This is a genomic window from Pseudomonas sp. IT-P4 (assembly GCF_949767755.1).
Classification (GTDB): Bacteria; Pseudomonadota; Gammaproteobacteria; order Pseudomonadales; family Pseudomonadaceae; genus Aquipseudomonas; species Aquipseudomonas monachiensis.
This window is the reverse complement of the sequence record NZ_CATKPX010000056.1, coordinates 95,273-117,644: the sequence shown is the minus strand read 5'-3', so window position 1 is coordinate 117,644 and position 22,372 is coordinate 95,273. Positions and strand designations below refer to the sequence as shown.

21 protein-coding genes are annotated in these 22,372 nt (G+C 60.9%); 8 read left to right on the top strand and 13 right to left on the bottom strand.

Features of this window, described 5'->3' with window-relative positions; translation table 11 throughout:
• Positions 1–25: 25 nt before the first annotated feature.
• From mrdA to ACM6IT_RS21840, 5 genes are all read right to left on the bottom strand, one after another.
• On the bottom strand, positions 26–1,921 hold the full coding sequence (gene mrdA, locus ACM6IT_RS21860; RefSeq protein ID WP_056728865.1) for a penicillin-binding protein 2: 1,896 nt from the start codon (positions 1,919–1,921) through the stop codon (positions 26–28).
• A 10-nt stretch (positions 1,922–1,931) separates the two neighbouring features.
• Complete coding sequence (gene rlmH / locus ACM6IT_RS21855; RefSeq protein ID WP_008052376.1) at positions 1,932–2,399, bottom strand: 23S rRNA (pseudouridine(1915)-N(3))-methyltransferase RlmH; 468 nt, start codon at positions 2,397–2,399, stop codon at positions 1,932–1,934.
• A gap of 9 nt (positions 2,400–2,408) precedes the next feature.
• Positions 2,409–2,903, bottom strand: coding sequence for a ribosome silencing factor (gene rsfS / locus ACM6IT_RS21850; protein WP_007975896.1), 495 nt, complete (start codon positions 2,901–2,903; stop codon positions 2,409–2,411).
• Between the two features lie 73 nt (positions 2,904–2,976).
• Positions 2,977–3,666, bottom strand: coding sequence for a nicotinate-nucleotide adenylyltransferase (nadD, locus tag ACM6IT_RS21845; RefSeq protein WP_056728867.1), 690 nt, complete (start codon positions 3,664–3,666; stop codon positions 2,977–2,979).
• Position 3,667: 1 nt separating this feature from the next.
• The gene (locus ACM6IT_RS21840; protein WP_414914822.1) at positions 3,668–4,939 is read right to left on the bottom strand and encodes a glutamate-5-semialdehyde dehydrogenase; all 1,272 of its coding nucleotides are present in this window, start codon (positions 4,937–4,939) and stop codon (positions 3,668–3,670) included.
• A gap of 189 nt (positions 4,940–5,128) precedes the next feature.
• On the opposite strand from ACM6IT_RS21840, the gene ACM6IT_RS21835 reads away from it, so the two are divergent.
• A complete protein-coding gene (locus ACM6IT_RS21835) occupies positions 5,129–5,827 on the top strand; it encodes a DNA-3-methyladenine glycosylase (protein WP_414918659.1) in 699 nt (232 codons plus the stop codon).
• A gap of 158 nt (positions 5,828–5,985) precedes the next feature.
• Entirely contained in the window at positions 5,986–7,302 is a 1,317-nt protein-coding gene (locus ACM6IT_RS21830) for a bifunctional DedA family/phosphatase PAP2 family protein (protein WP_056728871.1), read from the top strand.
• Between the two features lie 194 nt (positions 7,303–7,496).
• Here ACM6IT_RS21830 and ACM6IT_RS21825 read toward each other — a convergent pair whose 3' ends face one another.
• The 4 genes from ACM6IT_RS21825 to ACM6IT_RS21810 form a co-directional block, all read right to left on the bottom strand.
• A complete protein-coding gene (locus ACM6IT_RS21825) occupies positions 7,497–7,865 on the bottom strand; it encodes a hypothetical protein (protein WP_414918658.1) in 369 nt (122 codons plus the stop codon).
• Between the two features lie 222 nt (positions 7,866–8,087).
• Positions 8,088–8,678 (bottom strand): LON peptidase substrate-binding domain-containing protein, encoded by a 591-nt coding sequence (locus ACM6IT_RS21820; RefSeq protein WP_414918657.1) that lies wholly within the window; start codon positions 8,676–8,678, stop codon positions 8,088–8,090.
• A 10-nt stretch (positions 8,679–8,688) separates the two neighbouring features.
• Positions 8,689–9,405 carry an LrgB family protein gene (locus ACM6IT_RS21815; RefSeq protein WP_347909344.1) on the bottom strand — a complete coding sequence of 239 codons (717 nt, stop codon included), beginning with the start codon at positions 9,403–9,405 and terminating at the stop codon, positions 8,689–8,691.
• On the bottom strand, positions 9,402–9,764 hold the full coding sequence (locus ACM6IT_RS21810; RefSeq protein WP_056728878.1) for a CidA/LrgA family protein: 363 nt from the start codon (positions 9,762–9,764) through the stop codon (positions 9,402–9,404). The genes ACM6IT_RS21815 and ACM6IT_RS21810 overlap by 4 nt, the downstream gene beginning before the upstream one ends.
• 193 nt (positions 9,765–9,957) lie before the next feature.
• Between ACM6IT_RS21810 and ACM6IT_RS21805 the strand changes: the two genes are divergently transcribed.
• From ACM6IT_RS21805 to ACM6IT_RS21795, 3 genes are all read left to right on the top strand, one after another.
• Complete coding sequence (locus ACM6IT_RS21805) at positions 9,958–10,413, top strand: MaoC family dehydratase (RefSeq protein ID WP_056728879.1); 456 nt, start codon at positions 9,958–9,960, stop codon at positions 10,411–10,413.
• Between the two features lie 114 nt (positions 10,414–10,527).
• A complete protein-coding gene (locus ACM6IT_RS21800; RefSeq protein ID WP_056728881.1) occupies positions 10,528–12,246 on the top strand; it encodes a C13 family peptidase in 1,719 nt (572 codons plus the stop codon).
• A 27-nt stretch (positions 12,247–12,273) separates the two neighbouring features.
• The gene (locus tag ACM6IT_RS21795; protein WP_056728884.1) at positions 12,274–12,915 is read left to right on the top strand and encodes an oxidoreductase; all 642 of its coding nucleotides are present in this window, start codon (positions 12,274–12,276) and stop codon (positions 12,913–12,915) included.
• Positions 12,916–13,082: 167 nt separating this feature from the next.
• Here ACM6IT_RS21795 and ACM6IT_RS21790 read toward each other — a convergent pair whose 3' ends face one another.
• The 4 genes from ACM6IT_RS21790 to ACM6IT_RS21775 form a co-directional block, all read right to left on the bottom strand.
• Positions 13,083–13,367 (bottom strand): YceK/YidQ family lipoprotein, encoded by a 285-nt coding sequence (locus ACM6IT_RS21790; RefSeq protein WP_056728886.1) that lies wholly within the window; start codon positions 13,365–13,367, stop codon positions 13,083–13,085.
• Positions 13,360–13,992: a flavin prenyltransferase UbiX gene (gene ubiX / locus ACM6IT_RS21785; protein WP_056728890.1), complete on the bottom strand. Its 633-nt coding sequence runs from the start codon at positions 13,990–13,992 to the stop codon at positions 13,360–13,362. Before ubiX ends, ACM6IT_RS21790 begins: the two co-directional genes overlap by 8 nt.
• The gene (gene mpl / locus ACM6IT_RS21780) at positions 13,989–15,338 is read right to left on the bottom strand and encodes a UDP-N-acetylmuramate:L-alanyl-gamma-D-glutamyl-meso-diaminopimelate ligase (protein WP_056728892.1); all 1,350 of its coding nucleotides are present in this window, start codon (positions 15,336–15,338) and stop codon (positions 13,989–13,991) included. Before mpl ends, ubiX begins: the two co-directional genes overlap by 4 nt.
• A gap of 238 nt (positions 15,339–15,576) precedes the next feature.
• On the bottom strand, positions 15,577–17,493 hold the full coding sequence (locus ACM6IT_RS21775) for a sigma-54-dependent Fis family transcriptional regulator (RefSeq protein WP_414914818.1): 1,917 nt from the start codon (positions 17,491–17,493) through the stop codon (positions 15,577–15,579).
• A gap of 299 nt (positions 17,494–17,792) precedes the next feature.
• Here ACM6IT_RS21775 and ACM6IT_RS21770 point away from each other — a divergent pair, with 299 nt between their 5' ends.
• The 3 genes from ACM6IT_RS21770 to ACM6IT_RS21760 all read left to right on the top strand — a co-directional run bounded on the left by ACM6IT_RS21770 (position 17,793) and on the right by ACM6IT_RS21760 (position 22,367).
• Positions 17,793–19,313 (top strand): aldehyde dehydrogenase family protein, encoded by a 1,521-nt coding sequence (locus ACM6IT_RS21770; protein WP_223542021.1) that lies wholly within the window; start codon positions 17,793–17,795, stop codon positions 19,311–19,313.
• Between the two features lie 178 nt (positions 19,314–19,491).
• Entirely contained in the window at positions 19,492–20,865 is a 1,374-nt protein-coding gene (gene eat / locus ACM6IT_RS21765) for an ethanolamine permease (RefSeq protein WP_095941964.1), read from the top strand.
• Positions 20,866–20,972: 107 nt separating this feature from the next.
• On the top strand, positions 20,973–22,367 hold the full coding sequence (locus tag ACM6IT_RS21760; protein WP_409078825.1) for an ethanolamine ammonia-lyase subunit EutB: 1,395 nt from the start codon (positions 20,973–20,975) through the stop codon (positions 22,365–22,367).
• The last annotated feature ends 5 nt before the right edge of the window (positions 22,368–22,372 follow it).

The window sequence follows — 22,372 nt, the reverse complement described above, 5'->3', positions numbered from 1 at the left end:
CTCACTGGAGAGCATGCGATCAAAATTATTCATCACGGGCCGTGGCCTCCGCGCTAGTAGGGCTGGCGTATTCGGCTTTGAGGTGCCCGTTCTGGTCGAGCAACCAGGCGTCCATGATCTGACGCACCACTGGCGCGGCGACGCCGGAGCCGGACTCACCGTTCTCGACCATCACCGACACCACAATCTGCGGATCGTCCGCCGGGGCGAAGCCCACGAACAAGGCGTGGTCGCGGTGGCGCTCCTGAACCTTGGAGCGGTCGTACTTCTCGCCCTGCTTGATCGCGACCACCTGGGCCGTACCACTCTTGCCCGCGATACGGTACTGCGCACCGATCGAAGCCTTGCGTGCGGTACCGCGGGCGCCGTGCATCACCTGCTGCATGCCGTGGTTGACCTTGGTCCAGTCAGACGGATCGCGCAGGATAATGTCCGGCATCGGGTTCTGATCCACCGGTTTCTCGCCTTCGATGGTCTTGGCCAGGTGAGGACGGTTCCAGATGCCTTTGTTGGCCACCAGCGCCGTGGCCTGGGCCAGTTGCAGTGGGGTCGACTGCATGTAGCCCTGACCGATCCCGAGAATCAGCGTTTCGCCCGGGAACCATGCCTGGCGACGGGTCGCGCGCTTCCATTCGCGGGTTGGCATCAGACCCGGCGATTCCTCGAACATGTCCAGGGAAACCTTCTGACCGATACCGAACTTGGACAGATACGACGACAACCGATCGATCCCCAGCTTGTGGGCAAGGTCATAGAAGTAAGTGTCGTTGGAACGCATGATCGCCGTGTCGAGGTCGACAAAACCATCACCGGTGCGGTTCCAGTTGCGGTACTTGTGATCGTAGTTGGGCAGCATGTAGTAACCGGGGTCGAACACCCGGGTCGAGGCCGTCACCACGCCCGAATCCAGACCGGCAATCGCCACAGCAGGCTTGATGGTCGAACCCGGCGGGTACAGACCGCGCAATACGCGGTTGAACAGCGGCCGGTCGATGGAGTCGCGCAGTTCGGAATAGGCCTTGGAGCTGATGCCGGTGACGAACAGGTTCGGATCGAAGCTCGGCTGACTGACCATCGCCAGCACCTCGCCGGTTTTCGGGTTCAGGGCCACCACCGCACCACGACGACCGCCGAGCGCGGCTTCGGCGGCTTCCTGCAATTTGATGTCCAGGCTCAGGACGATGTCTTTGCCGGAAACCGGTTCGGTGCGCTTGAGCACCCGCAATACACGGCCCCGAGCGTTGGTCTCGACCTCCTCGTAACCCACCTGACCATGCAGCTCCGGCTCATAAAAGCGCTCGATGCCGGTTTTGCCGATCTGATGGGTGCCGCTATAACTGACCGGGTCCAGAGACTTGAGCTCTTTCTCGTTGATCCGCCCCATGTAGCCCACCGAGTGCGCAAAATGCGCGCCCTGGGGATAGTGACGAACCAGTTGCGCGACCACTTCCACCCCCGGCAGCCTGAACTGGTTCACGGCAATTCGCGCGATCTGCTCTTCAGTCAGCTCAAACAGGATCGGCACCGGCTCGAACGGCCGACGCCCCTGACGCATGCGCTTCTCAAAGATCACCCGGTCCTCGGGTGTCAGTTCCAGCACTTCGACGATCACGTCGAGTACTTGCTGCCAATCGCCAGAGCGCTCGCGGGTCATGCTCAGGCTGAAGCTGGGCCGGTTGTCGGCAATCACAACGCCATTGCGGTCGAAAATCAGCCCGCGAGTGGGTGGAATCGGCTGCACATGGACGCGGTTGTTTTCCGACAGGGTCGAATGGTACTCGTACTGGATCACTTGCAAGAAATACAGGCGAGCGATCAGTACGCCAATCAGCGCTACCACCGCAATTGCCCCGAACACGACGCGCCCACGCACCAGACGGGCGTCTTTTTCGTGGTCCTTGATGCGGATCGGCTGGGACATGGGGGCAGAACTACTTGTGGTAAGGGTGACCGGACAGCACGGTCCAGGCACGGTACATCTGTTCGCCGATCAGGATCCGCACCAGCGGGTGCGGCAAGGTCAGCGGCGACAACGACCAGCGCTGGTCAGCCCGCGCACAGACTTCCGGCGCCAGCCCTTCGGGGCCACCGACCATGAAGTTGACGGTGCGTGAGTCCAGCCGCCAGCGATCGAGTTCGACCGCCAGTTGCTCGGTGCTCCAGGGCTTGCCATGGACTTCGAGAGTGACAATCCGCTCGTTCGGCCCGACCTTGGCCAGCATGGCTTCGCCTTCCTGGCGGATGAAACGGGCCACGTCGGCGTTCTTGCCACGGGTATTGAGCGGAATTTCCACCAGTTCCAGCGCCAGCTCGGACGGAAGACGCTTGGCATATTCATGCCAGCCTTCTTCCACCCATTTGGGCATGCGTGAACCGACGGCGATCAGTCGCAGTCGCACAGCGGTCCCTTATTCCTGGTCTTTGTTGAGCTTGTTGAAGTGCTCGTGACCAACTTCAGGGCTGTGGTGCTTGCCATCGGCTGCACGGCTCTGCTCGGCACCTTTCCACAGGCGCTCCAGGTCGTAGAACTGACGGGCGTTGGAGGTCATCATATGAACGATCACGTCGTCCATGTCCAACAGCACCCAGTCGCTGTCGCCCTTGCCTTCTTCACCCAGCGGCTTGATACCCAGGGCTTTGACGGCCTCGCGAACCTTGTCCAGCATCGCGCCGATCTGGCGGTTGGAGGTACCGGTGGCGATGATCATGTAGTCAGTGATGCTCTGCTTGTCGCGAACATCAATCACCAGCACGTCCTGGGCCTTGACGTCTTCCAGAGCGGCTACGGCGATCTTGACCAGCTCGTCGCCTTTAGGCGGCTCGGCGGCGAGGACCTTTTCCGGCAACGGGGCACTCTTGAATGTGCCTTTGCGTTTTACTTTGCTTTCGTTGTTGCTCGTCATATAAAACTCGTTTTGCTCGTATGTTCGGGCGCTTCAATACACGTTGTTGCCACGTGCCTTGAGGCACTCCTATTCAGTTCGACGCACGGTACAGACCGTGCGCATCGATGTAGGCCAGGACCGCGTCGGGCACCAGGAAACGTACCGACTTACCGCTGGCCAGCAGTTGACGGATCTGGGTGGCGGATACCGCGAGCGGTGTCTGCCAGACGAATGCAATCTGTCCGCTCGGCCCTTTGAGGGCCAGCGGGTCGCTCACCGAGCGCGCTGCCAGCAGGTTGCGCAAGGCATCCGGCGGTTCGCTGTCGGCATCCGGGCGTTGCAACACCAGGATATGGCAATGCTGGAGCAACTCTTCCCAGCGGTGCCAAGTGGGCAGGCCGCAAAAAGCGTCCCAGCCCAAAAGCAGAAAAACCTGGTCGGATTCGGCCAGTTCGGCGCGCATCAGTTCCAGGGTATCAATGGTGTAGGACGGTTTGTCCCGCTGCAATTCGCGGGCGTCCACCACCAACGGCGCCACACCGGCCACCGCGCACTCGACCATCGCCAGACGGTCTTTTGCCGACACCTGCGGCTTGTCCCGATGGGGCGGCCTGGCACTGGGTGTCAGGCGCAACTCATCGAGGGCCAGGGTTTCGGCGACTTCCAGCGCACCGCGCAAATGGCCGATGTGCACCGGGTCGAACGTTCCGCCCAGCACGCCAATGCGGCGAGGGGCTGGCTCGCTGGCAGTGACCGGGGCTGACGGGTCGAAGTCGCCCAAGTCAGACCGGCTCCTGTCCGCGCAGCTGCCCGTCGCCGACCACGATGTACTTCTCGCAGGTCAGTCCTTCGAGGCCCACCGGGCCGCGGGCGTGCAGCTTATCAGTAGAAATGCCGATCTCGGCACCCAATCCGTATTCGAAGCCATCGGCGAAGCATGTCGGGGTATTGATCATCACCGACGAGGAATCGACTTCAGCCACGAAACGCCGGGTGTCGCCCTGGTGTTCGCTGACAATCGAATCGGTGTGATGGGAGCCGTAATGATTGATGTGCTCGATGGCCTGGTCCAGTCCGTCGACCACGCGGATCGACAGAATTGCCGCCAGGTACTCGGTGCTCCAGTCTTGCTCGGTGGCCGGCACGGCCTCGATGATCGCCCGGGTGCGCTCGCAACCGCGCAGCTCGACGCCTTTTTCGCGGAACTGGGCAGCCATCGCCGGCAGGAACTCCTTGGCGACGGTTTGATCCACCAGCAGCGTTTCCATGGCTCCGCAGATGCCATAACGGTAAGTCTTGGCGTTGAACGCGATGCGCTGGGCCTTGGCCAGGTCGGCATGCTCACTCACGTAAACATGGCAGATGCCGTCCAGGTGCTTGATCACCGGGACACGGGCATCACGGCTGACGCGCTCGATCAGGCCACGGCCGCCGCGCGGTACGATGACATCGACGTACTCAGGCATGGTGATCAGCGCGCCGACGGCAGCGCGATCGGTGGTTTCGACCACTTGCACCACCGCGGCCGGCAGATCGGCCTCGGCCAGGCCACGCTGAATGCAGGCGGCGATGGCGCGATTGGAATGAATCGCCTCGGAACCGCCACGCAGGATGGTTGCGTTACCGGACTTCAGGCACAGGCTCGCGGCATCGATGGTCACGTTCGGCCGCGACTCGTAGATGATTCCGATCACGCCCAACGGCACACGCATCTTGCCGACCTGAATACCGGACGGACGGAAGCTCATGTCGCGGATCGCGCCTACCGGGTCCGGCAGGGCCGCTACCTGACGCAGGCCGACGATCATGCCGTCGATACGCGCCGGGGTCAGCGCCAGGCGTTCGAGCAGGGCCGGCTCAAGACCATTGGCACGACCGGCGGCCAAATCCTGTTCATTGGCCGCCGTCAGCTCGGCGCGGGCAGCGTCCAGCGCGTTGGCGGTGGCCTGCAGGGCGCGGTTCTTCTGCGCGGTACTGGCACGGCCGATCACGCGGGAAGCTTCGCGGGCAGCGCGACCCAGGCGGGTCATATAGTCAAGAACGGACTCAGTCATGGTCTGGCGTGGTCTTTGATTAGGTCTTGGTAAAGAGTAAAGCGACAGATTATAGCTGTCGCGCCCACTGACTAACAGCGGTGACAGGCGGATGGTCGAAATGGAGGGCAATTTGCCGATGTTCAGCCGGGATTAAGCTGCAAATTGTTATCATCACGACTCATTCAGCCCTGACAAATGCCGGTCATCATGTCCAACCTGACTGTTCGAGCGTCCGCCGTGAGCCTGCCCACGGGCCTCCCGGACGCGTTTTTCGACCGTGACGCGAAAATTCTGGCCCGGGACTTACTGGGCAAAGTCATTCGCCATCGGGTTGGTGACCTGTGGCTCAGCGCCAGGATCATCGAGACCGAAGCCTATTACTGTGCAGAAAAGGGTAGCCACGCGTCCCTCGGCTACACAGAAAAACGTAAGGCTTTGTTTCTGGATGGCGGCCACATCTATATGTATTACGCCCGGGGAGGCGATTCACTGAACTTCAGTGCCCAGGGGCCAGGAAACGCCGTGCTGATCAAATCCGCCTACCCGTGGGTCGATCAATTGAGCGGGCCTGCCAGCCTGGCACAGATGCTATTGAACAATCCCGATGCCCAGGGCCGCCCTCGCCCGGCACAAAAACTCTGCGCCGGGCAAACCCTGCTGTGCAAGGCACTGGGCCTGAAGGTTCCAGTGTGGGACGCCAAACGCTTCGATCATGAGGTGCTGCTGGTGGAACACGTCGGCCAGACGCCCGCCCACATCATCCAGACCACGCGGCTGGGCATCCCCCACGGGCGCGATGAACACCTGATGTACCGCTTCGTCGATGCAGCCTACGCGGCTTATTGCACGCGCAACCCGCTACGACGGGGCCAGGTCGAAGGTCGCGATTATTTTGTGCTGACCTGAGATTGATCCGGATTTTTAAACTGAAGGAATCCCCTGTAGGAGCGAGCCTGCTCGCGATGAGGTCAGCACAATCAACATCACTGTTGACTCAAAGTGCGCTATCGCGAGCAGGCTCGCTCCTACAAGTAGAAAATTGAACATTTGATGGAGTGGTTTTTATGGGCCCATGGCTCGATAGCGTGACCGGATGGTTGGCGGTCAACCCGCAGTGGCTGGCGGCAGCGGTATTCATCGTGGCCTTTGTGGAATGCCTGGCGATTGCCGGGCTGATCGTTCCCGGCACGGTGTTACTGTTCGCCGTGGCGGTACTGGCAGGCAGTGGCGCGCTGACGCTCAGTGAGACGCTCTTGCTGGGTTTCGTCGCCGGGGTGCTGGGTGACGTCATTTCGTATTTTCTGGGACGGCACTTCCATCAGAACATCCGGCGCCTGCCGGGCTTGCGCCATCATCCGGAATGGATCGCCGGGGCCGAGTCATATTTCCAGCGCTACGGCATCGCCAGCCTGCTGGTCGGGCGTTTTATCGGCCCCCTGCGGCCCATGCTGCCCATGGTGGCCGGCATGTGCGACATGCCTTTCCCGCGTTTCTTCGCTGTCAGCCTGCTGGCCGGCGCGGGTTGGTCTGTCGCTTATCTGATGCCTGGCTGGGCCACGGGCGCGGCAATCCGCTTGCCTTTACCCGAAGGTTTCTGGCTCCAGGCCGGGGTTGTTGCCGGCAGTATTGCTCTGATGGTCGGCTTGAGCGCGACCAGCAGTCTGCGCCGGCATCGCCGCGCGACATTGTTCATTACCGGGATGAGTCTACTGATTCTTGCGGGGCTGTTTATCGGATATTCGCACCTGTCCGCACTCGATCAAGGCGTGATGACGCTGGTGCAGGAACATCGTAAACCGTTGCTGGATGAAGTAGCGGTGGTCTTCACGCTGATCGGCGAATTCCGCAACATGTTGCTGTTCAGTGCGCTACTGACCGGTTTGCTGCTGCTGATGCGCCAATGGCAGCACGCGATTTTCGCGGGCAGCACGCTGCTCTTCACGGCACTGGCCAATACCGCGACCAAGTACTTTTTCGCCCGCGTGCGCCCCGAAGTGTTGAGCGACCCGCTCACCAGCTACAGCATGCCCAGCGGCCATGCTTCAGGGTCTTTCGCGCTGTTCCTGACCCTCGCCGTCCTGGCCGGCCGCGGGCAACCGCCCCGGATGCGTCTGACCTGGTTATTGGTGGGCTGCCTGCCCGCAATGGCAATTTCGCTTTCGCGGGTCTACCTCGGAGCGCATTGGCCGACGGATGTATTGGCCGGCGCAATGCTGGCGGCGTGTGTCTGCGCGGCCAGCCTGTGGCTGATCCAGCGCAAAGAACCGCTCAACGCTTTGCCGCCCAAGGTCTGGTGGCTGGTGTTGCCGGCGCTGCTGGCATTGTTCGGCTTCTTCGTATTGCGGCATTTACCGCATACGATGTTGCGGTATGCGTACTAGATAAAACAGAAGATCGCAGCGTTCAGTCGCACCTACATGAATGGGGTGTTAGCCCTGTAGAAGCTGCCGAAGGCTGCGATCCTTTCAATAATGCCAGGCAAATAACTTCTCGGCGACTCACCCAATCACAGCGAGTCAATCAAGAATCGCCTTGATATTAAGTATCTGCGCACCCTGACAATTTATATTAAATCTTAGTCCCCGAACGGGAAGCTTGGCAAAGTCGATTCTTCAACGCCACGATACTTCGCAATGGCCGTATCGGCATGTTTGCCAACCTTACCGGCGACGACGACATAGTCCTCCAATTTCCAACGAACTTCCGTGGAGAATTTGACCATCGCCTCCCCCACATAATCATCCCAAAGCCGCTGCTCAAATCTATCGCGACCGCCATTCAAACCCGAACGTCGCACCAGGATCAATGCATTGGCTGCATTCGCTGCCGAGTCCGCCGCAAACTCAACTTCGACCTGCGGTGCATTTGCGAAAACATACTGGACCATAATCCGGGAAAAGCACAACCCCCACAACGTACGCTCATCGCCACTTAAATCTTTCACAAAACAGCTCCTTATATATGTAATGCCTGCTTCATGCAGACGACGCAAATATAATCACCTGAACTTTACAGATCAACACAAACCACTCTCCGCATTTATTAGAAATCAATACAACGACCAGACAGGAAAACTGACTACTACCCCTGAACAACCAACCATTAAATTGATGACCCAACCAAACAACAACACCCAGCCAAACAATCGTTGGTTTGTCATTATTAATCAGGCAAACAATTCCCCCTGCAACTCATCCAGCAACGCCTGAATCGCATCCAGTCGTTGCTGCGGATCATCGAGTTGCAGCAGGTCGATCTTGTCCAGTTCAGCGAAGGGCAACAGGTACGCCAACTGATTGGCCAGCGACTGCTGGCCGGTCGCTTCGGTGCCCATGTTCAAGGCTTCGACCATCGGGTGTTCGGCCAAAGCCTTGAGCAGCGCCACCAGGTCGGCATCTTCGTCCTGCAACGGTTGCTCCGGCTCGTCTTCCAGCCACTCGACCTCGGCGATGGTCAACTGATCGCGCTGGACGTCCGTTCGTAATACATGGAAACGCCGCCCGCCCTGAACCCGGATCCCCAGCAGGCCGTTTTCCTGCTGCTTGAAATCGGTGATCAGCGCCTCGCACCCGACCAGGGCGTATCCAGCCGGGGCGATACCGACTTCTTCGCCATCGAGGATGCATACCACGCCGAACCCGCCGCCCTGCTTCATGCAGCGGCCGATCATGTCCAGATAGCGCGCCTCGAAGATCTGCAAGTCGAGGATGCAGCCTGGAAACAGCACTGTATTGAGCGGAAAAAGCGGCAGACTCATAGACATTTCCTTACACCACCATCGATACCGCCAACGGCAGGAACACCGCCGTGGCCACACCCATCAGGCTCATCGCCAGCGCCGCGAAGGCACCGCACTCTTCACTTTCCTGCAACGCCACCGACGTTCCGACCGCGTGGGCCGTCATGCCCAGCGCCATGCCCCTGGCTTCCGGGCTGTGCACGCCGAGACGGGTCAACAACGCCGGGCCGAAAATCGCGCCGATCACGCCAGTAATCAAGACGAACACCGCTGCCAGCGCCGCGACACCACCGATCTGCTCAGCCACCAACATGGCGATAGGCGAAGTCACCGATTTCGGCGCCATGGTCATCAGGATCATGTGCTCGGCACCGAACGACCAGCCCAGTAACACACCCATCCCCGTGGCCACCACCCCACCTATCACCAGCGTAGTAAATATCGGCCAGAACAACTGCCGAATCCGTCGCAGGTTGAGATAAAGCGGCACCGCCAGCGCGACAGTGGCCGGGCCTAACAGGATGCTGAGAATCTCGGTGCTCTTGCGGTACTCGGCGTAGGTCAGGCCGCAACCCACCAGCACGCCGATCACCAGCAACATGGAGACAAGCACCGGCTGCAAAAAGATCCATCGGGTTTTCTCGAATGCCGCCAGGACGAGTTGGTAGGCGCCAAGAGTGATGCCGATACCAAACAAGGGATGATGAATTACCGACGTCCAGGCGCCGTGCCAGTCGAAGATCATTGGTTGTCCTCGGAGTGAGCGTGACGCTTGACCATGCGCTGCATCAGCACCCCGGCGAAGGCCATCGAAAGCAGCAGTGACAACACCAGCGCACCGACAATGGCCCAGAAATCCGCCGCGATGTCAGCGGCGTAGACCATTACGCCCACGGCCGGCGGTACCAGCAACAGCGGCAGGTAGCGCAGCAGGCTGCTGGCCGCCAGGTTCAGCGGTTCGCCGACCTGTCCGCGACAGATGAGGTACACCAGCAACAGCAGCAACCCCACAATCGGCCCCGGCAGCACCGGCAAGAACAAATGATTGATCGCAGTGCCGAGCAATTGGAACAGCACCAGCCACGTCAGGCCCCGTAACAGCATCAAAGATCTCCCGCAAAATCCGTCACCCGCATTGGCAGGGCATTATAAGCATGCTCGCGCTATAGACCGGCATTCGCCAAAAGCATGGTCAGTTGACCGGAGCGTTTGGCCATGTTGATCTAAAGTGGTAAGCCGGGAGGTCAGATCCCCGCAAGCCAAAACCATAAAACCGATGAACCCAAGGAGAGTCTCAATGCCCTATGTTCCAGTTGCAGAGCTCAAAGATTATGTCGGCAAGGAACTTGGACGTTCCGAATGGCTCACCATCGACCAGGACCGCATCAACCTGTTCGCCGAAGCCACAGGGGATTTTCAGTTCATCCACGTCGACCCGGTCAAGGCCGCGCAAACGCCATTTGGCTGCACCATCGCTCACGGTTTCCTGTCGTTGTCGCTGATCCCGAAATTGATGGAAGACATCCTCGTCATGCCAGAAGGCTTGAAGATGGTGGTCAACTACGGCCTCGACAGCGTGCGCTTCATCCAGCCGGTCAAGGTCAATTCGAAAGTGCGCCTGAAGGTCGACCTGACCGAAGTCATCGAGAAGAAACCCGGCCAATGGCTGCTCAAGGCCACCACCACCCTGGAAATCGAAGGTTCGGACAAACCGGCGTACATCGCCGAACCCCTGTCCCTGTGCTTCGTATAAACCGTCCTGGATGCGAAGCAGTTCACGCTGTTTCGCGACCTCACGCGGTACCTCGACCTGTATAAGGGCACATAGCTGCGGCATACTCCCTCGCCTAATTGCCCGGAATCCGCTATGCGCCCACTTGCACTCCTCGCCTTGACCCTGATGCTCACCGCTTGCGGCGACGGCGAATCGCCATTGCCTCCTGACGCACGCCTGCCGGACGGCGGACGCTATCGCGGTGATCTGGTCAATGGTTTGCTGCAAGGCAAGGGGCGTATCGACTACCCGAATGGCAGCTGGTACGCCGGCGAGTTCGACAAAGGCCAGTGGCAGGGCCAGGGCGAATGGCATGGCAGCAATGGCGAAGTCTATCGCGGGCAGTTCAATCAGGGACTGTTCGACGGCCAGGGGGCACTGACCACCAACGCCAGCAGCTACAGCGGCGGCTTCAAGGCCGGCCGGCGCAACGGCGAAGGCACACTCAAAGAAAACGGCATGAGCTATCGCGGAGAGTTCAAGGCCGATCAATACGCCGGCCTGGGGCGACTCGAACTCGAAGACGGCAGCTCCTATCAAGGCCAGTTCGCCCACGGCAAACCCAATGGCGAAGGTCAGCGCGGCGACGGCAACGGCAATCAGTTCACCGGGCATTTCGTCGACGGCCAGCTGGAAGGCAACGGGACTTTCAACAGCGCCGACGGCGACATCTATGTCGGCAGCTTCAAGAACAATCAACTGCACGGCAAGGGCCGCTACGAAAACGCCGACGGCGATGTCTGGCTGGGTCAGTTCAAGGAAGGCTCGCTGAACGGCAAGGGCGAGTTGATTGGCACTGACGGCAGCCACTACATCGGCCAGTTCAATGACTGGCGCTTTTCCGGCCAGGGCCGCTTGAACCTGTCCGACGGTAGCTTTTACACCGGCCAGTTCGACAACGACAGTTACCAGGGGCGCGGCACATTGGTGTTGACCGACGGCACCGTGCTCAGCGGCACCTGGATCAACGGCCAGCGCGTACGCGACGCCGAGGGCAAATTACTGCCCGACACCCTGGAGCTCGGCCTGCTGGCCCAGGGGCGCCTGCTCGACGCAGCGCTGGCCAACGTTCCACCCTCGACCCCGGCGGTGGAGCTGTATTCGTTGACCCTGGGTGGCGATGGCAAGCAAAGCGTGTTTCTGCGCGAATCCGACTATGTCGCCAACATGCTCAACACCCGTTTCGGCACCTTTGGCCAGATCCGCCTGGTGAACCATCGTGACCACCTCGCCGACCGCCCGATGGCTACCCGGGAAAACCTGCGCCGCGCAGCCCTGACGCTGGCCGAACGCAGCGGTCCGGAAGACCTGATTTTCATCTACCTGACCAGCCATGGCACCAGCGAACACGAACTGGTGCTAGACCAGCCACGCATGGAATTGGCCGATCTGCCGGCCGACGAATTGGCCGCTGTTCTCGCCCCACTGAAGAACCGCGACAAGATCATCGTGATTTCGTCCTGCTACTCCGGCGGTTTCATCCCCGCCCTCAAGGATGAACGGACCCTGATCATGACAGCCTCGCGGGCCGACCGAGTGTCCTTCGGTTGCTCGGAGGAAGCCAACTTCACTTACTTCGGCGATGCCCTGTTCGCCCAGGCCCTGAACCAGACCGATGACCTGGAACAAGCCTTCAAACTGGCCAAGGCCACTGTCGCCGAACGTGAACTGGCGGACGGTTTCGAAGCGTCCGAACCACAGATCTGGGCACCGAAAACCGTCCTCTCGCATTGGCAACTGCTGCGCAAACAGCAGGCACGAAAAGCCCTGCAAAGTGCGTCCATTGAAAGCAAGGATGCAAACAGCAACTAAGCTGAATAGTATCAAGGGAGAAACACTATGTACTTGACGCCTCAGCACGTATTGCTTGCCGGAGCCACCGGCCTGACCGGTGAACATCTGCTTGATCGTTTGCTCAACGAGCCAACGATTTCACGGGTATTGGCCCCCTCACGCAGGCCATTGGCCGAGCACCCGCACCTTGAAAACCCCGTCGGCGACCCGGCGGAGTTTCTGCCGCAGTTGAACGGCCGGGTCGATATCGCCTACTGCTGCCTGGGCACCACCATCAAACAGGCGGGCTCGGAACAGGCGTTCCGCGCGGTGGACCTGGACATGGTCGTAGCCTTTGCCAAACGTGCACGGGAGATGGGCGCACGGCACCTGATCGTGATCAGTGCTCTGGGAGCCGATCGCAGATCCTCGATTTTCTACAACCGGGTCAAAGGCGAGATGGAGTACGCACTGCGCGCGCAGGACTGGCCGCAGTTGACCATCTGCCGCCCTTCGCTATTGCTGGGTGATCGCACCGAACCGCGATTGGGCGAGAAAGTCGCCGGCCCGCTGTCTCGGCTGATTCCTGGCAAATACCACGGCATCGAAGCGTGCCAGTTGGCCCGGGCAATGTGGCGTCTGGCACTGGAAGAGCAGGACGGGGTCAGGATTGTCGAGTCGGATGAGCTGAGGAAGTTGGGCAAGTAAACCGCGGACCTGTGGCGAGGGGGCTCGTCGGAACGCCGCACCGCCCCGTTCGGCTGCGTAGCAGTCGTAAATATGGAACTCGCGATGTATCAGAAAAATGGAGATGGCCGGTTTTTGGGGCTGCTCCGCAGCCCAACGGGGGCAAGCCCCCTCGCCACAACGCTCTCTTACAATCCACCCGTCGCCTGAAAGCTCACCCCGATCACCGTCAGCAACGACAACGGCAACAGCAGCGTGTCGAGCAACGCACTGGCCGGCAGATCAACGCCCGGATAACTCGGTGCTTCGGCTCCGAAACGGTCCATCGCGCAGCACCCACCGTTCAACGCGTACAAATCCAGGCGAGTCCCCGAGTACACCACCGGCGCCCCCGGCTTCGCTGCATCGAGGGTGCGCACGGTCGCACACCCGGCCAATTGCAGCGCCAGCACCATCACCAGCAGCTTATTCATCGCTGGTCAGATGATGCTCGCCCCAGCGCGGCAACATGTCCTGAGGAATATTCAGCAGGTTGAGGATCCGCGCCACGACGAAATCGATCAGGTCGTCGATGGTTTGCGGCTGATGATAGAAGCCCGGAGATGCCGGCAGGATTGTCACGCCCATGTTCGACAACTTGAGCATGTGCTCCAGGTGAATGCTCGAATACGGCGCTTCACGGGGCACCAGGATCAACTGCCGACGCTCTTTGAGCGTCACGTCGGCGGCCCGTTCGATCAGGTTGTTGCAAGCACCGGTAGCGATGGCCGACAACGTGCCCGTGGAACACGGCACCACCACCATCGCCGCCGGAGAGCCGGAACCCGAGGCCACCGGCGACATCCAGTCTTCCTTGCCGTACACCCGAATCTGCCCGGCGGCAGCCCCCGTGTATTCGGTGAGGAACGCCTGCATCATCTGCGGCTTGGCCGGCAGTGTGACGTCGGTTTCGGTGGCCATCACCAACTGCGCGGCCTTGGAAATCAGGAAGTGCACTTCACGATCTTCCCGCACCAGGCAGTCGAGCAGACGCAAACCGTACTGGGCGCCCGAAGCGCCGGTCATGGCCAGGGTGATGCGGTCCGGGCCATGGTTCATTTGAGCGCCTCGGCCAGTTTGCCGTGCAGGCCGCCGAAGCCGCCGTTGCTCATGATCACCACGTGGGTGCCCGGCTGAGCCTGGCTCTTCACGCGCTCGATGATGCCTTCCAGGGAATCGCTGACAATCGACGGCACGGTGCACAGCGCCGCGGTACCCGCCAGATCCCAGCCGAGGTTGGCCGGTGCGTACCAGATCACCTGATCGGCATCGACCACGCTTTCCGGCAATCCGTCACGGTGCGCGCCAAGCTTCATGGAGTTGGAACGCGGCTCGATGATCGCGATCAATGGTGCATCGCCGATGCGCTTGCGCAGGCCATCCAGCGTGGTGGCGATGGCGGTCGGATGGTGAGCGAAGTCGTCATAAATGGTGATGCCACCCACTTCCGCGACTTTCTCCATCCGGCGCTTCACGCTTTTGAACGCGCTCAACGCGGCGATGCCCATGGACGGCACCACACCGACGTGGCGTGCGGCCGCCAGGGTCGCCAGGGCGTTGGCGACGTTGTGCTGGCCAGTCATGTCCCACTCGACCACACCCTGGGCGACGCCTTCGAACATCACTTCGAACTTCGAGCCATCTTCACTGAGCAGCTTGACCTGCCACTGGCCGCCGGCACCGGTGGTTTGCACCGGAGTCCAGCAACCCATCTCGATCACGCGCAGCAAGGCCGGCTCAGTAGTCGGATGAATCACCAGGCCTTCGCTCGGGATGGTTCGCACCAGATGATGGAACTGCCGCTCGATGGCCGGCAGGTCCGGGAAAATGTCCGCGTGATCGAATTCCAGGTTGTTCAGGATGGCCGTACGTGGACGGTAGTGAACGAACTTGGAACGCTTGTCGAAGAACGCGCTGTCGTATTCGTCGGCTTCGATGACGAAGAACGGCGTATCGCCCAAACGCGCCGATACCGAGAAGTTCTGCGGTACGCCGCCGATCAGGAAGCCGGGGCTCATGCCCGCGTGCTCCAGCACCCAGGCCAGCATGCTGCTGGTGGTGGTTTTGCCGTGCGTACCGGCAACCGCCAGTACCCAGCGACCTTGCAGCACGTGATCGGCCAGCCATTGCGGGCCGGAGACATAGGGCAGGCCTTTGTTCAGCACGTACTCCACAGCCGGGTTGCCCCGGGACATGGCATTGCCGATCACTACCAGATCAGGGGCCGGATCGAGTTGCGCCGGGTCGTAGCCTTGGGTCAATTCAATGCCCTGGGCTTGCAGCTGAGTGCTCATCGGCGGATAGACGTTGGCATCGGAGCCCGTCACGTGATGGCCCAGCTCTTTGGCCAGAACCGCCATTGACCCCATGAAAGTGCCGCAGATACCAAGAATATGAATGTGCATAGTCGACCTCGTAAACATGGCCGCAGGTTAGCTTAGGGAGGGGAAAATCGCACTCTTTAGCTGAGATTCACCGCGGTCATTGTGGCGAGGGAGCTTGCTCCCGCTGGGCTGCGCAGCAGCCCCAAACCCTTGAACCGCAGTCGTTCTGAACTGAGTCGGGGGGCAATCGACAGGCGACTGCTGCGCGGTCGAGCGAGACGGTGCGGCGATCCGACAAGCTCCCTCGCCACAAAAGCTTTTACCGGGCGATACCGTGCTTGCGCAGCTTGCGATAAAGGGTATTGCGGCTGACCCCCAACTGCTCCGCCGTGTTGGTCATGTGCCAGCGTGTCTGCTCCAGCGCCGTGAGCAACGCCAGCCGCTCGGCATCTTCCAGCGGATGCTCCGATGGTTCCTCGATAGCCTGCGCCACCGCCGGCCTGGCTGAACGAATCATCGCCGGCAAATCCTCCAGGCCAATCCGCCCGTCCTCACACAGGGCGGCCAACGTACGCAGCACATTTCGCAACTGCCGCACGTTTCCCGGCCAGGCGAATCCCAATAAGGCCGCCCGCGCCGGCCCGTCGATCAACACGGTTTCGCCGCCCGCCTCCTCGGCCAGCAGAAAGTCGAGCAACCGGGATTTGTCGCTACGATCACGCAAGGCCGGCAACGCGACTTCCAGCCCGTTGAGGCGGTAATACAAATCCTCACGGAAGCTGCCGTCCTGCACACGATCCAGCAAGTTACGGTGAGTGGCACTGATGATCCGCACATTCACCGATTCCGGCTCGCCGCCGATCGGCACCACTTGACGGTCTTCGAGCACCCTCAGCAAGCGCGTCTGCATGGCCAGTGGCATGTCACCGATTTCATCGAGGAACAAGGTCCCACCATCGGCCTGCTGCAACTTGCCGCGCATGCCTTCCTTGCGCGCACCGGTAAAGCTGCCGCCGCGATATCCGAACAGCTCGCTTTCGATCAGGCTTTCGGGAATGGCCGCGCAGTTGAGGGCGACAAAGGCTTTCTCCGCCCGCTGGCTGGCGTGGTGCACCGCCTTGGCAAAGGCCTCCTTGCCGGACCCGGTTTCACCATTGATCAGCAGCGGCACGTCGCGCTCGTAGACGCGCAAGGCTTTGCGGAAGTCCGCCTGCAACATCGCGTCATCCAGGCAAATGCCCGACAGGCGCGGCGCTTGTACAACCTTGGCCGCGGGCACCATCGGAATCGGCAGCGGTCGCCGTGCCTCACCGCGCAATACCGCGAACAGCTTGCGGCCATCACGGGTGCGCAACGGCCAACTGGCGGCGGCATTGGTGCTCGCGCGTCCGAGCAACTCATCGAGCGAGCAATCGAAAAACGCCTCCACCGGTTTGCCAAGCAAGCCGCCGCGAATATGTCCCAGCAGGTTCAGCGCACTCTGGTTGACCGCGCTAATGCGCCCTTCCCCGTCGAACGCCAGCAAGCCTTCGCTGAACAAACCGACGGACTCGGCCTGCAAGTGAAAACGCAACAACCATTGATTGTCGAAGCAGCGCAGGAAGTAGCAGCTCTCGATCATCTTCGCCGACAGATTGACCAGCGCCATGGTGTGGAACTGACTTTGCCGCGACACATCGCGCCGCGCCGACGACACGTCGAGCACCGCCAGCAATTCGCCATGGGGATCGAAGACCGGGCTCGCCGAGCAGGTCAGGCCGGTGTGGCGGCCGCGAAAGTGTTCGTCCTGATGGATGGTCAGCGACTGACGCTCCACCAGGCAGGTGCCGATACCGTTAGTGCCTTCGCAAGCCTCGCTCCAGTCGGCCCCGAGCCAAAGGCCGGCGCGCTCGAAGATCTGTCGTTCGGCGGGCGCGGTGACGCAGTTGAGGATCACGCCGCGGGCGTCGGTCAGCAGCACGGCATGACCGGCGCCGGAGAGTTGTTGATGCAAGCTGGTCATTTCATTGCCGGCGATGTGCAGCACTTGCTGCAAGCGCTCGCGGCTTTCCAGGACACGGCCATGTTCCAGCACCGTCGGCGCGATGCTCAGGGCCGGATCGAGGTGATAGTCCTCAAGGCAGCGCAGCCAGGAACGGGCGATGGACGGATCACTGCCAGGACCGTGCAGGTGGGTCTTGCCCTGAGTCACCGTCAATACTTGCTGGGCATGGCGACTCAAATGATTGTCGTGCATTTCTTATTATTCTCCCCGGGGCTCGGCGTCCCGTGCATGAGGTGATGCCGAGCATCCTCCAGCCCGGCCCGCATTGCAATGCCTGCAAGACCGGTTGGTCACAAGCTGTGCCACAAAGGGTACAAAGTGTCACCCAGGCTGTACCCAAAGCGCCACAGGCGCCGCCCGCCCGTCCGACAAAAACCCCGCAAGGCCTTGATTTACCTGACATGCAAGGCACTGGCCCGGCCCTTGCTCTACGCTTAAAGCAAGCGCACATGCGCGACTCCCTATAAGCACAAAAGCAAGGAGAGACCACCATGCGTTACGCTCACCCCGGTACTGAAGGCGCTATCGTTTCGTTCAAAGCCAAATACGGTAACTACATCGGCGGCGAGTTCGTCGCGCCTGTCAAAGGTCAGTACTTCACCAATACCTCGCCAGTAAATGGCCAACCGATTGCCGAATTCCCCCGTTCCACGGCCGAAGACATCGACAAGGCCCTGGACGCTGCCCACGCCGCTGCCGATGCCTGGGGCGCCACCTCAGCCCAGGCGCGTTCGCTGGTGCTGCTGAAAATCGCCGACCGCATCGAACAGAACCTTGAACTGCTGGCAATCACCGAATCCTGGGACAACGGCAAAGCCGTGCGTGAAACCCTCAACGCCGACATCCCGCTGGCCGCCGACCACTTCCGCTATTTCGCCGGTTGCATCCGTGCCCAGGAAGGCAGCGCCGCCGAGATCGACGGCAACACCGTGGCCTATCACATCCATGAACCGCTGGGCGTGGTCGGGCAGATCATTCCGTGGAACTTCCCGATCCTGATGGCCGCCTGGAAACTCGCCCCGGCGCTGGCTGCCGGCAACTGCGTGGTGCTCAAGCCTGCCGAGCAAACCCCGCTGGGCATCACCGTGCTGGTCGAACTGATCGGCGACCTGCTGCCACCGGGCGTGCTGAACATCGTCCAGGGTTTCGGTCGCGAAGCCGGCGAGGCGTTGGCCACCAGCAAGCGCATCGCCAAGATTGCCTTCACCGGCTCGACCCCGGTCGGCTCGCACATCATGAAATGCGCGGCGGAAAACATCATTCCGTCCACCGTGGAGCTGGGTGGCAAGTCGCCGAACATCTTCTTCGAAGACATCATGAAGGCCGAACCGTCCTTCATCGAGAAGGCCGCCGAAGGCCTGGTACTGGCGTTCTTCAACCAGGGCGAAGTCTGCACCTGCCCTTCCCGGGCGCTAGTGCAGGAGTCGATCTACGACGAATTCATGCAAGTGGTGATGAAGAAGGTCCTGCAAATCAAACGTGGCGACCCGCTGGACACCGACACCATGGTCGGCGCCCAGGCGTCCGAGCAGCAATTCGACAAAATCCTTTCGTACCTGGAAATCGCCAAGGGCGAAGGCGCCGAGCTGCTGACCGGCGGCAAGGTGGAAAAACTCGAGGGCAGCCTGGCGAGCGGGTATTACATCCAGCCGACGCTACTCAAGGGCACCAACAAAATGCGCGTGTTCCAGGAAGAAATCTTCGGCCCGGTGGTGAGCATCACCACCTTCAAGGACGAAGCCGAAGCCCTGGCCATCGCCAACGACACCGAGTTCGGCCTGGGTGCCGGCCTCTGGACCCGCGACATCAACCGCGCCTACCGCATGGGCCGCGCCATCAAGGCCGGTCGTGTGTGGACCAACTGCTACCACCTGTACCCGGCGCACGCCGCGTTCGGTGGCTACAAGAAGTCCGGCGTCGGCCGTGAAACCCACAAGATGATGCTCGACCACTATCAGCAGACCAAAAACCTGCTGGTGAGCTACGACATCAATCCGCTGGGCTTCTTCTAAAAACCGGGGGCGACACAGGTATTTCTGTGTCGCCCTTTCTACCGCCTTCTTAAATGACCCAACACACAAGGCCTGGCCGCTCTGGCACGGGCCTTGCCTACCCATCATTCAGGATTTGCACCCAACCCGTCGTACCCGAAAGTCCAAAAGATTGAACAATAAAAATTAGAGAGGACTTATGACTACTTCTTCCACACAGCTCAAACCCACACTCGGCACCCTGCATTTATGGGGTATTGCCGTCGGCCTGGTGATTTCCGGCGAGTACTTCGGCTGGAGTTACGGCTGGGGCACCGCAGGCACACTGGGCTTTCTCGTCACCGCGCTGATGGTGGCGACGATGTACACCTGCTTCATCTTCAGCTTCACCGAACTGACGACGGCGATTCCCCACGCTGGCGGGCCGTTTGCCTACAGCCGCCGGGCCTTTGGTGAGAAAGGCGGGTTGATCGCCGGCATCGCCACACTGATCGAATTCGTCTTCGCGCCACCGGCCATCGCCATGGCCATCGGTGCCTACCTCAACGTGCAATACCCGGAACTGGACCCGAAGATCGCCGCCGTTGGCGCCTATTTCGTGTTCATGGGCCTGAACATCCTCGGCGTCAGCATCGCGGCCACCTTCGAACTGGTGGTCACCGTGCTGGCAGTCGCTGAATTGCTGGTGTTCATGGGCGTGGTCGCCCCGGGCTTCAGCTTCAGCAACTTCGTACTCAATGGCTGGTCGGGCTCGAACGAGTTCACGATGGACTCGATTCCCGGGATCTTTGCGGCGATCCCCTTTGCGATCTGGTTCTTCCTCGCCATCGAAGGCGCGGCCATGGCCGCCGAGGAAGCCAAGGACCCGAAACGCACGATTCCCAGAGCCTATGTCAGCGGCATTCTGACCCTGGTGTTCCTGGCCATCGGCGTGATGGTGATGGCCGGCGGCGTCGGCGACTGGCGTCAACTGTCGAACATCAACGATCCGCTGCCCCAGGCGATGAAAGCCGTGGTCGGCAATAACTCGACCTGGATGCACATGCTGGTCTGGATCGGCCTCTTCGGCCTGGTGGCAAGTTTTCACGGGATCATTCTTGGCTACTCACGACAGTTCTTCGCCCTGGCTCGCGCCGGCTACCTGCCCAAGGGGCTGGCCAAACTCTCGCGTTTCCAGACCCCGCATCGGGCGATTCTGGCCGGCGGCGTGATCGGCATCGCGGCGATCTACAGCGACGGCCTGGTCAACCTGCAAGGCATGACCCTGACGGCGGCAATGATCACCATGTCGGTATTCGGCGCCATCGTGATGTACATCATCAGTATGCTGAGCCTGTTCAAGCTGCGTAAGACCGAACCGAACCTGGAACGCACCTTCCGCGCACCGGGTTATCCGATCGTACCGGGGATCGCGCTGTTCCTGGCGGTGGTGTGCCTGGTGGCGATGGCCTGGTTCAACACTGTGATCGGCCTGGTTTTCCTCGGCTTCATGGTTGCCGGCTACCTGTACTTCCAGTTGACCGCCAAGCAACGTTCCGAGGCACCGGCAGACGCTATGCTCGAAGGTATATGAATGCACCGGCGCCGGGCCTCGAGCCTGGCGCCTGCATTATTGAAGTGCATGCAATTCCCCACAGAAAAGCGGATCGCATTTTAAATTGATCAGGAGGCCCCCGCCCCATGGCCGTATATGCCCATTCCGTCGGCGCCCAGACCTATCGCTTCGACAGCCTCAAGGATGTGATGGCCAAGGCCAGCCCGGCGCGTTCCGGGGATTTTCTGGCCGGCGTCGCGGCCCTCAATGACGGCGAGCGCGTCGCGGCCCAGATGACGTTGGCCGACATTCCGCTATCCCACTTCCTGCAAGAGGTGCTGATTCCCTATGAGTCCGATGAAGTCACCCGCTTGATCATCGACACTCACGACAAACAAGCCTTCGCGGTCGTCAGCCACCTCACCGTCGGCGGCTTTCGCGACTGGCTGCTCAGCGATGCCGCCGACGAGCAGGTCCTGCGCGCCCTCGCCCCTGGCCTGACTCCGGAAATGGCCGCCGCCGTGTCGAAGATCATGCGCGTGCAGGATCTGGTGCTGGTGGCGCAGAAAATCCGCGTGGTCACCCAGTTTCGCGGCACCCTGGGCCTGCGCGGTCGACTGTCCACGCGCCTGCAACCGAATCACCCCACCGACGAACCGGCCGGCATCGCCGCGAGCATTCTCGACGGCCTGCTGCACGGCAACGGCGATGCCATGATCGGCATCAACCCGGCGACCGACAGCATCGCCTCGATCTGCGCCATGCTGGAGATGCTCGACGCGATCATCCAGCGCTATGAAATCCCGACCCAGGCGTGCGTGCTGACCCATGTCACCACCTCGATCGAAGCGATCAATCGCGGCGTCCCGTTGGACCTGGTGTTCCAGTCGATCGCCGGCACCGAGGCGGCCAACGCCAGTTTCGGCATCAACCTCAATATATTGCAGGAAGGTTACGACGCAGGTTTGAGCCTCAATCGCGGCACACTGGGCCAGAACCTGATGTACTTCGAAACCGGCCAGGGCAGCGCCCTGTCGGCCAACGCCCATCACGGCGTCGATCAGCAAACCTGCGAAACCCGTGCCTACGCCGTCGCGCGGCATTTCAAACCGTTCCTGGTAAATACCGTCGTCGGCTTCATCGGCCCGGAATACCTGTACAACGGCAAACAGATCATCCGCGCCGGCCTGGAAGACCACTTCTGCGGCAAATTGCTCGGTGTGCCCATGGGTTGCGACATCTGCTACACCAACCACGCCGAAGCCGACCAGGATGACATGGACACCCTGCTGACCCTGCTGGGCGTCGCCGGGATCAACTTCATCATGGGCATCCCCGGCTCCGACGACATCATGCTCAACTACCAGACCACTTCGTTCCACGATGCGCTCTACGCCCGGCAGACCCTGGGCCTGAAGCCCGCACCGGAATTCGAACAGTGGCTGGCGAAAATGGGCATCTTCACTCAAGCCGATGGCAGGGTTCTCTTCGGCGACAGCCTGCCGCCAGCCTTCCGGCAGGCCCTGGCGCAACTGGGATGAGCATC

Coding starts and splice junctions, on each gene's coding strand:
- ACM6IT_RS21840 (WP_414914822.1), bottom strand. CDS start 4,939: ATGACTGAGTCCGTTCTTGACTATATGACCCGCCTGGGTCGCGCTGCC.
- ACM6IT_RS21760 (WP_409078825.1), top strand. CDS start 20,973: ATGGCCGTATATGCCCATTCCGTCGGCGCCCAGACCTATCGCTTCGAC.
- eat (WP_095941964.1), top strand. CDS start 19,492: ATGACTACTTCTTCCACACAGCTCAAACCCACACTCGGCACCCTGCAT.
- ACM6IT_RS21805 (WP_056728879.1), top strand. CDS start 9,958: ATGCCCTATGTTCCAGTTGCAGAGCTCAAAGATTATGTCGGCAAGGAA.
- ACM6IT_RS21830 (WP_056728871.1), top strand. CDS start 5,986: ATGGGCCCATGGCTCGATAGCGTGACCGGATGGTTGGCGGTCAACCCG.
- ACM6IT_RS21775 (WP_414914818.1), bottom strand. CDS start 17,493: ATGCACGACAATCATTTGAGTCGCCATGCCCAGCAAGTATTGACGGTG.
- ACM6IT_RS21795 (WP_056728884.1), top strand. CDS start 12,274: ATGTACTTGACGCCTCAGCACGTATTGCTTGCCGGAGCCACCGGCCTG.
- rsfS (WP_007975896.1), bottom strand. CDS start 2,903: ATGACGAGCAACAACGAAAGCAAAGTAAAACGCAAAGGCACATTCAAG.
- ACM6IT_RS21810 (WP_056728878.1), bottom strand. CDS start 9,764: ATGCTGTTACGGGGCCTGACGTGGCTGGTGCTGTTCCAATTGCTCGGC.
- ubiX (WP_056728890.1), bottom strand. CDS start 13,992: ATGAACCATGGCCCGGACCGCATCACCCTGGCCATGACCGGCGCTTCG.
- ACM6IT_RS21770 (WP_223542021.1), top strand. CDS start 17,793: ATGCGTTACGCTCACCCCGGTACTGAAGGCGCTATCGTTTCGTTCAAA.
- mpl (WP_056728892.1), bottom strand. CDS start 15,338: ATGCACATTCATATTCTTGGTATCTGCGGCACTTTCATGGGGTCAATG.
- ACM6IT_RS21835 (WP_414918659.1), top strand. CDS start 5,129: ATGTCCAACCTGACTGTTCGAGCGTCCGCCGTGAGCCTGCCCACGGGC.
- ACM6IT_RS21815 (WP_347909344.1), bottom strand. CDS start 9,405: ATGATCTTCGACTGGCACGGCGCCTGGACGTCGGTAATTCATCATCCC.
- ACM6IT_RS21800 (WP_056728881.1), top strand. CDS start 10,528: ATGCGCCCACTTGCACTCCTCGCCTTGACCCTGATGCTCACCGCTTGC.
- mrdA (WP_056728865.1), bottom strand. CDS start 1,921: ATGTCCCAGCCGATCCGCATCAAGGACCACGAAAAAGACGCCCGTCTG.
- ACM6IT_RS21790 (WP_056728886.1), bottom strand. CDS start 13,367: ATGAATAAGCTGCTGGTGATGGTGCTGGCGCTGCAATTGGCCGGGTGT.
- ACM6IT_RS21820 (WP_414918657.1), bottom strand. CDS start 8,678: ATGAGTCTGCCGCTTTTTCCGCTCAATACAGTGCTGTTTCCAGGCTGC.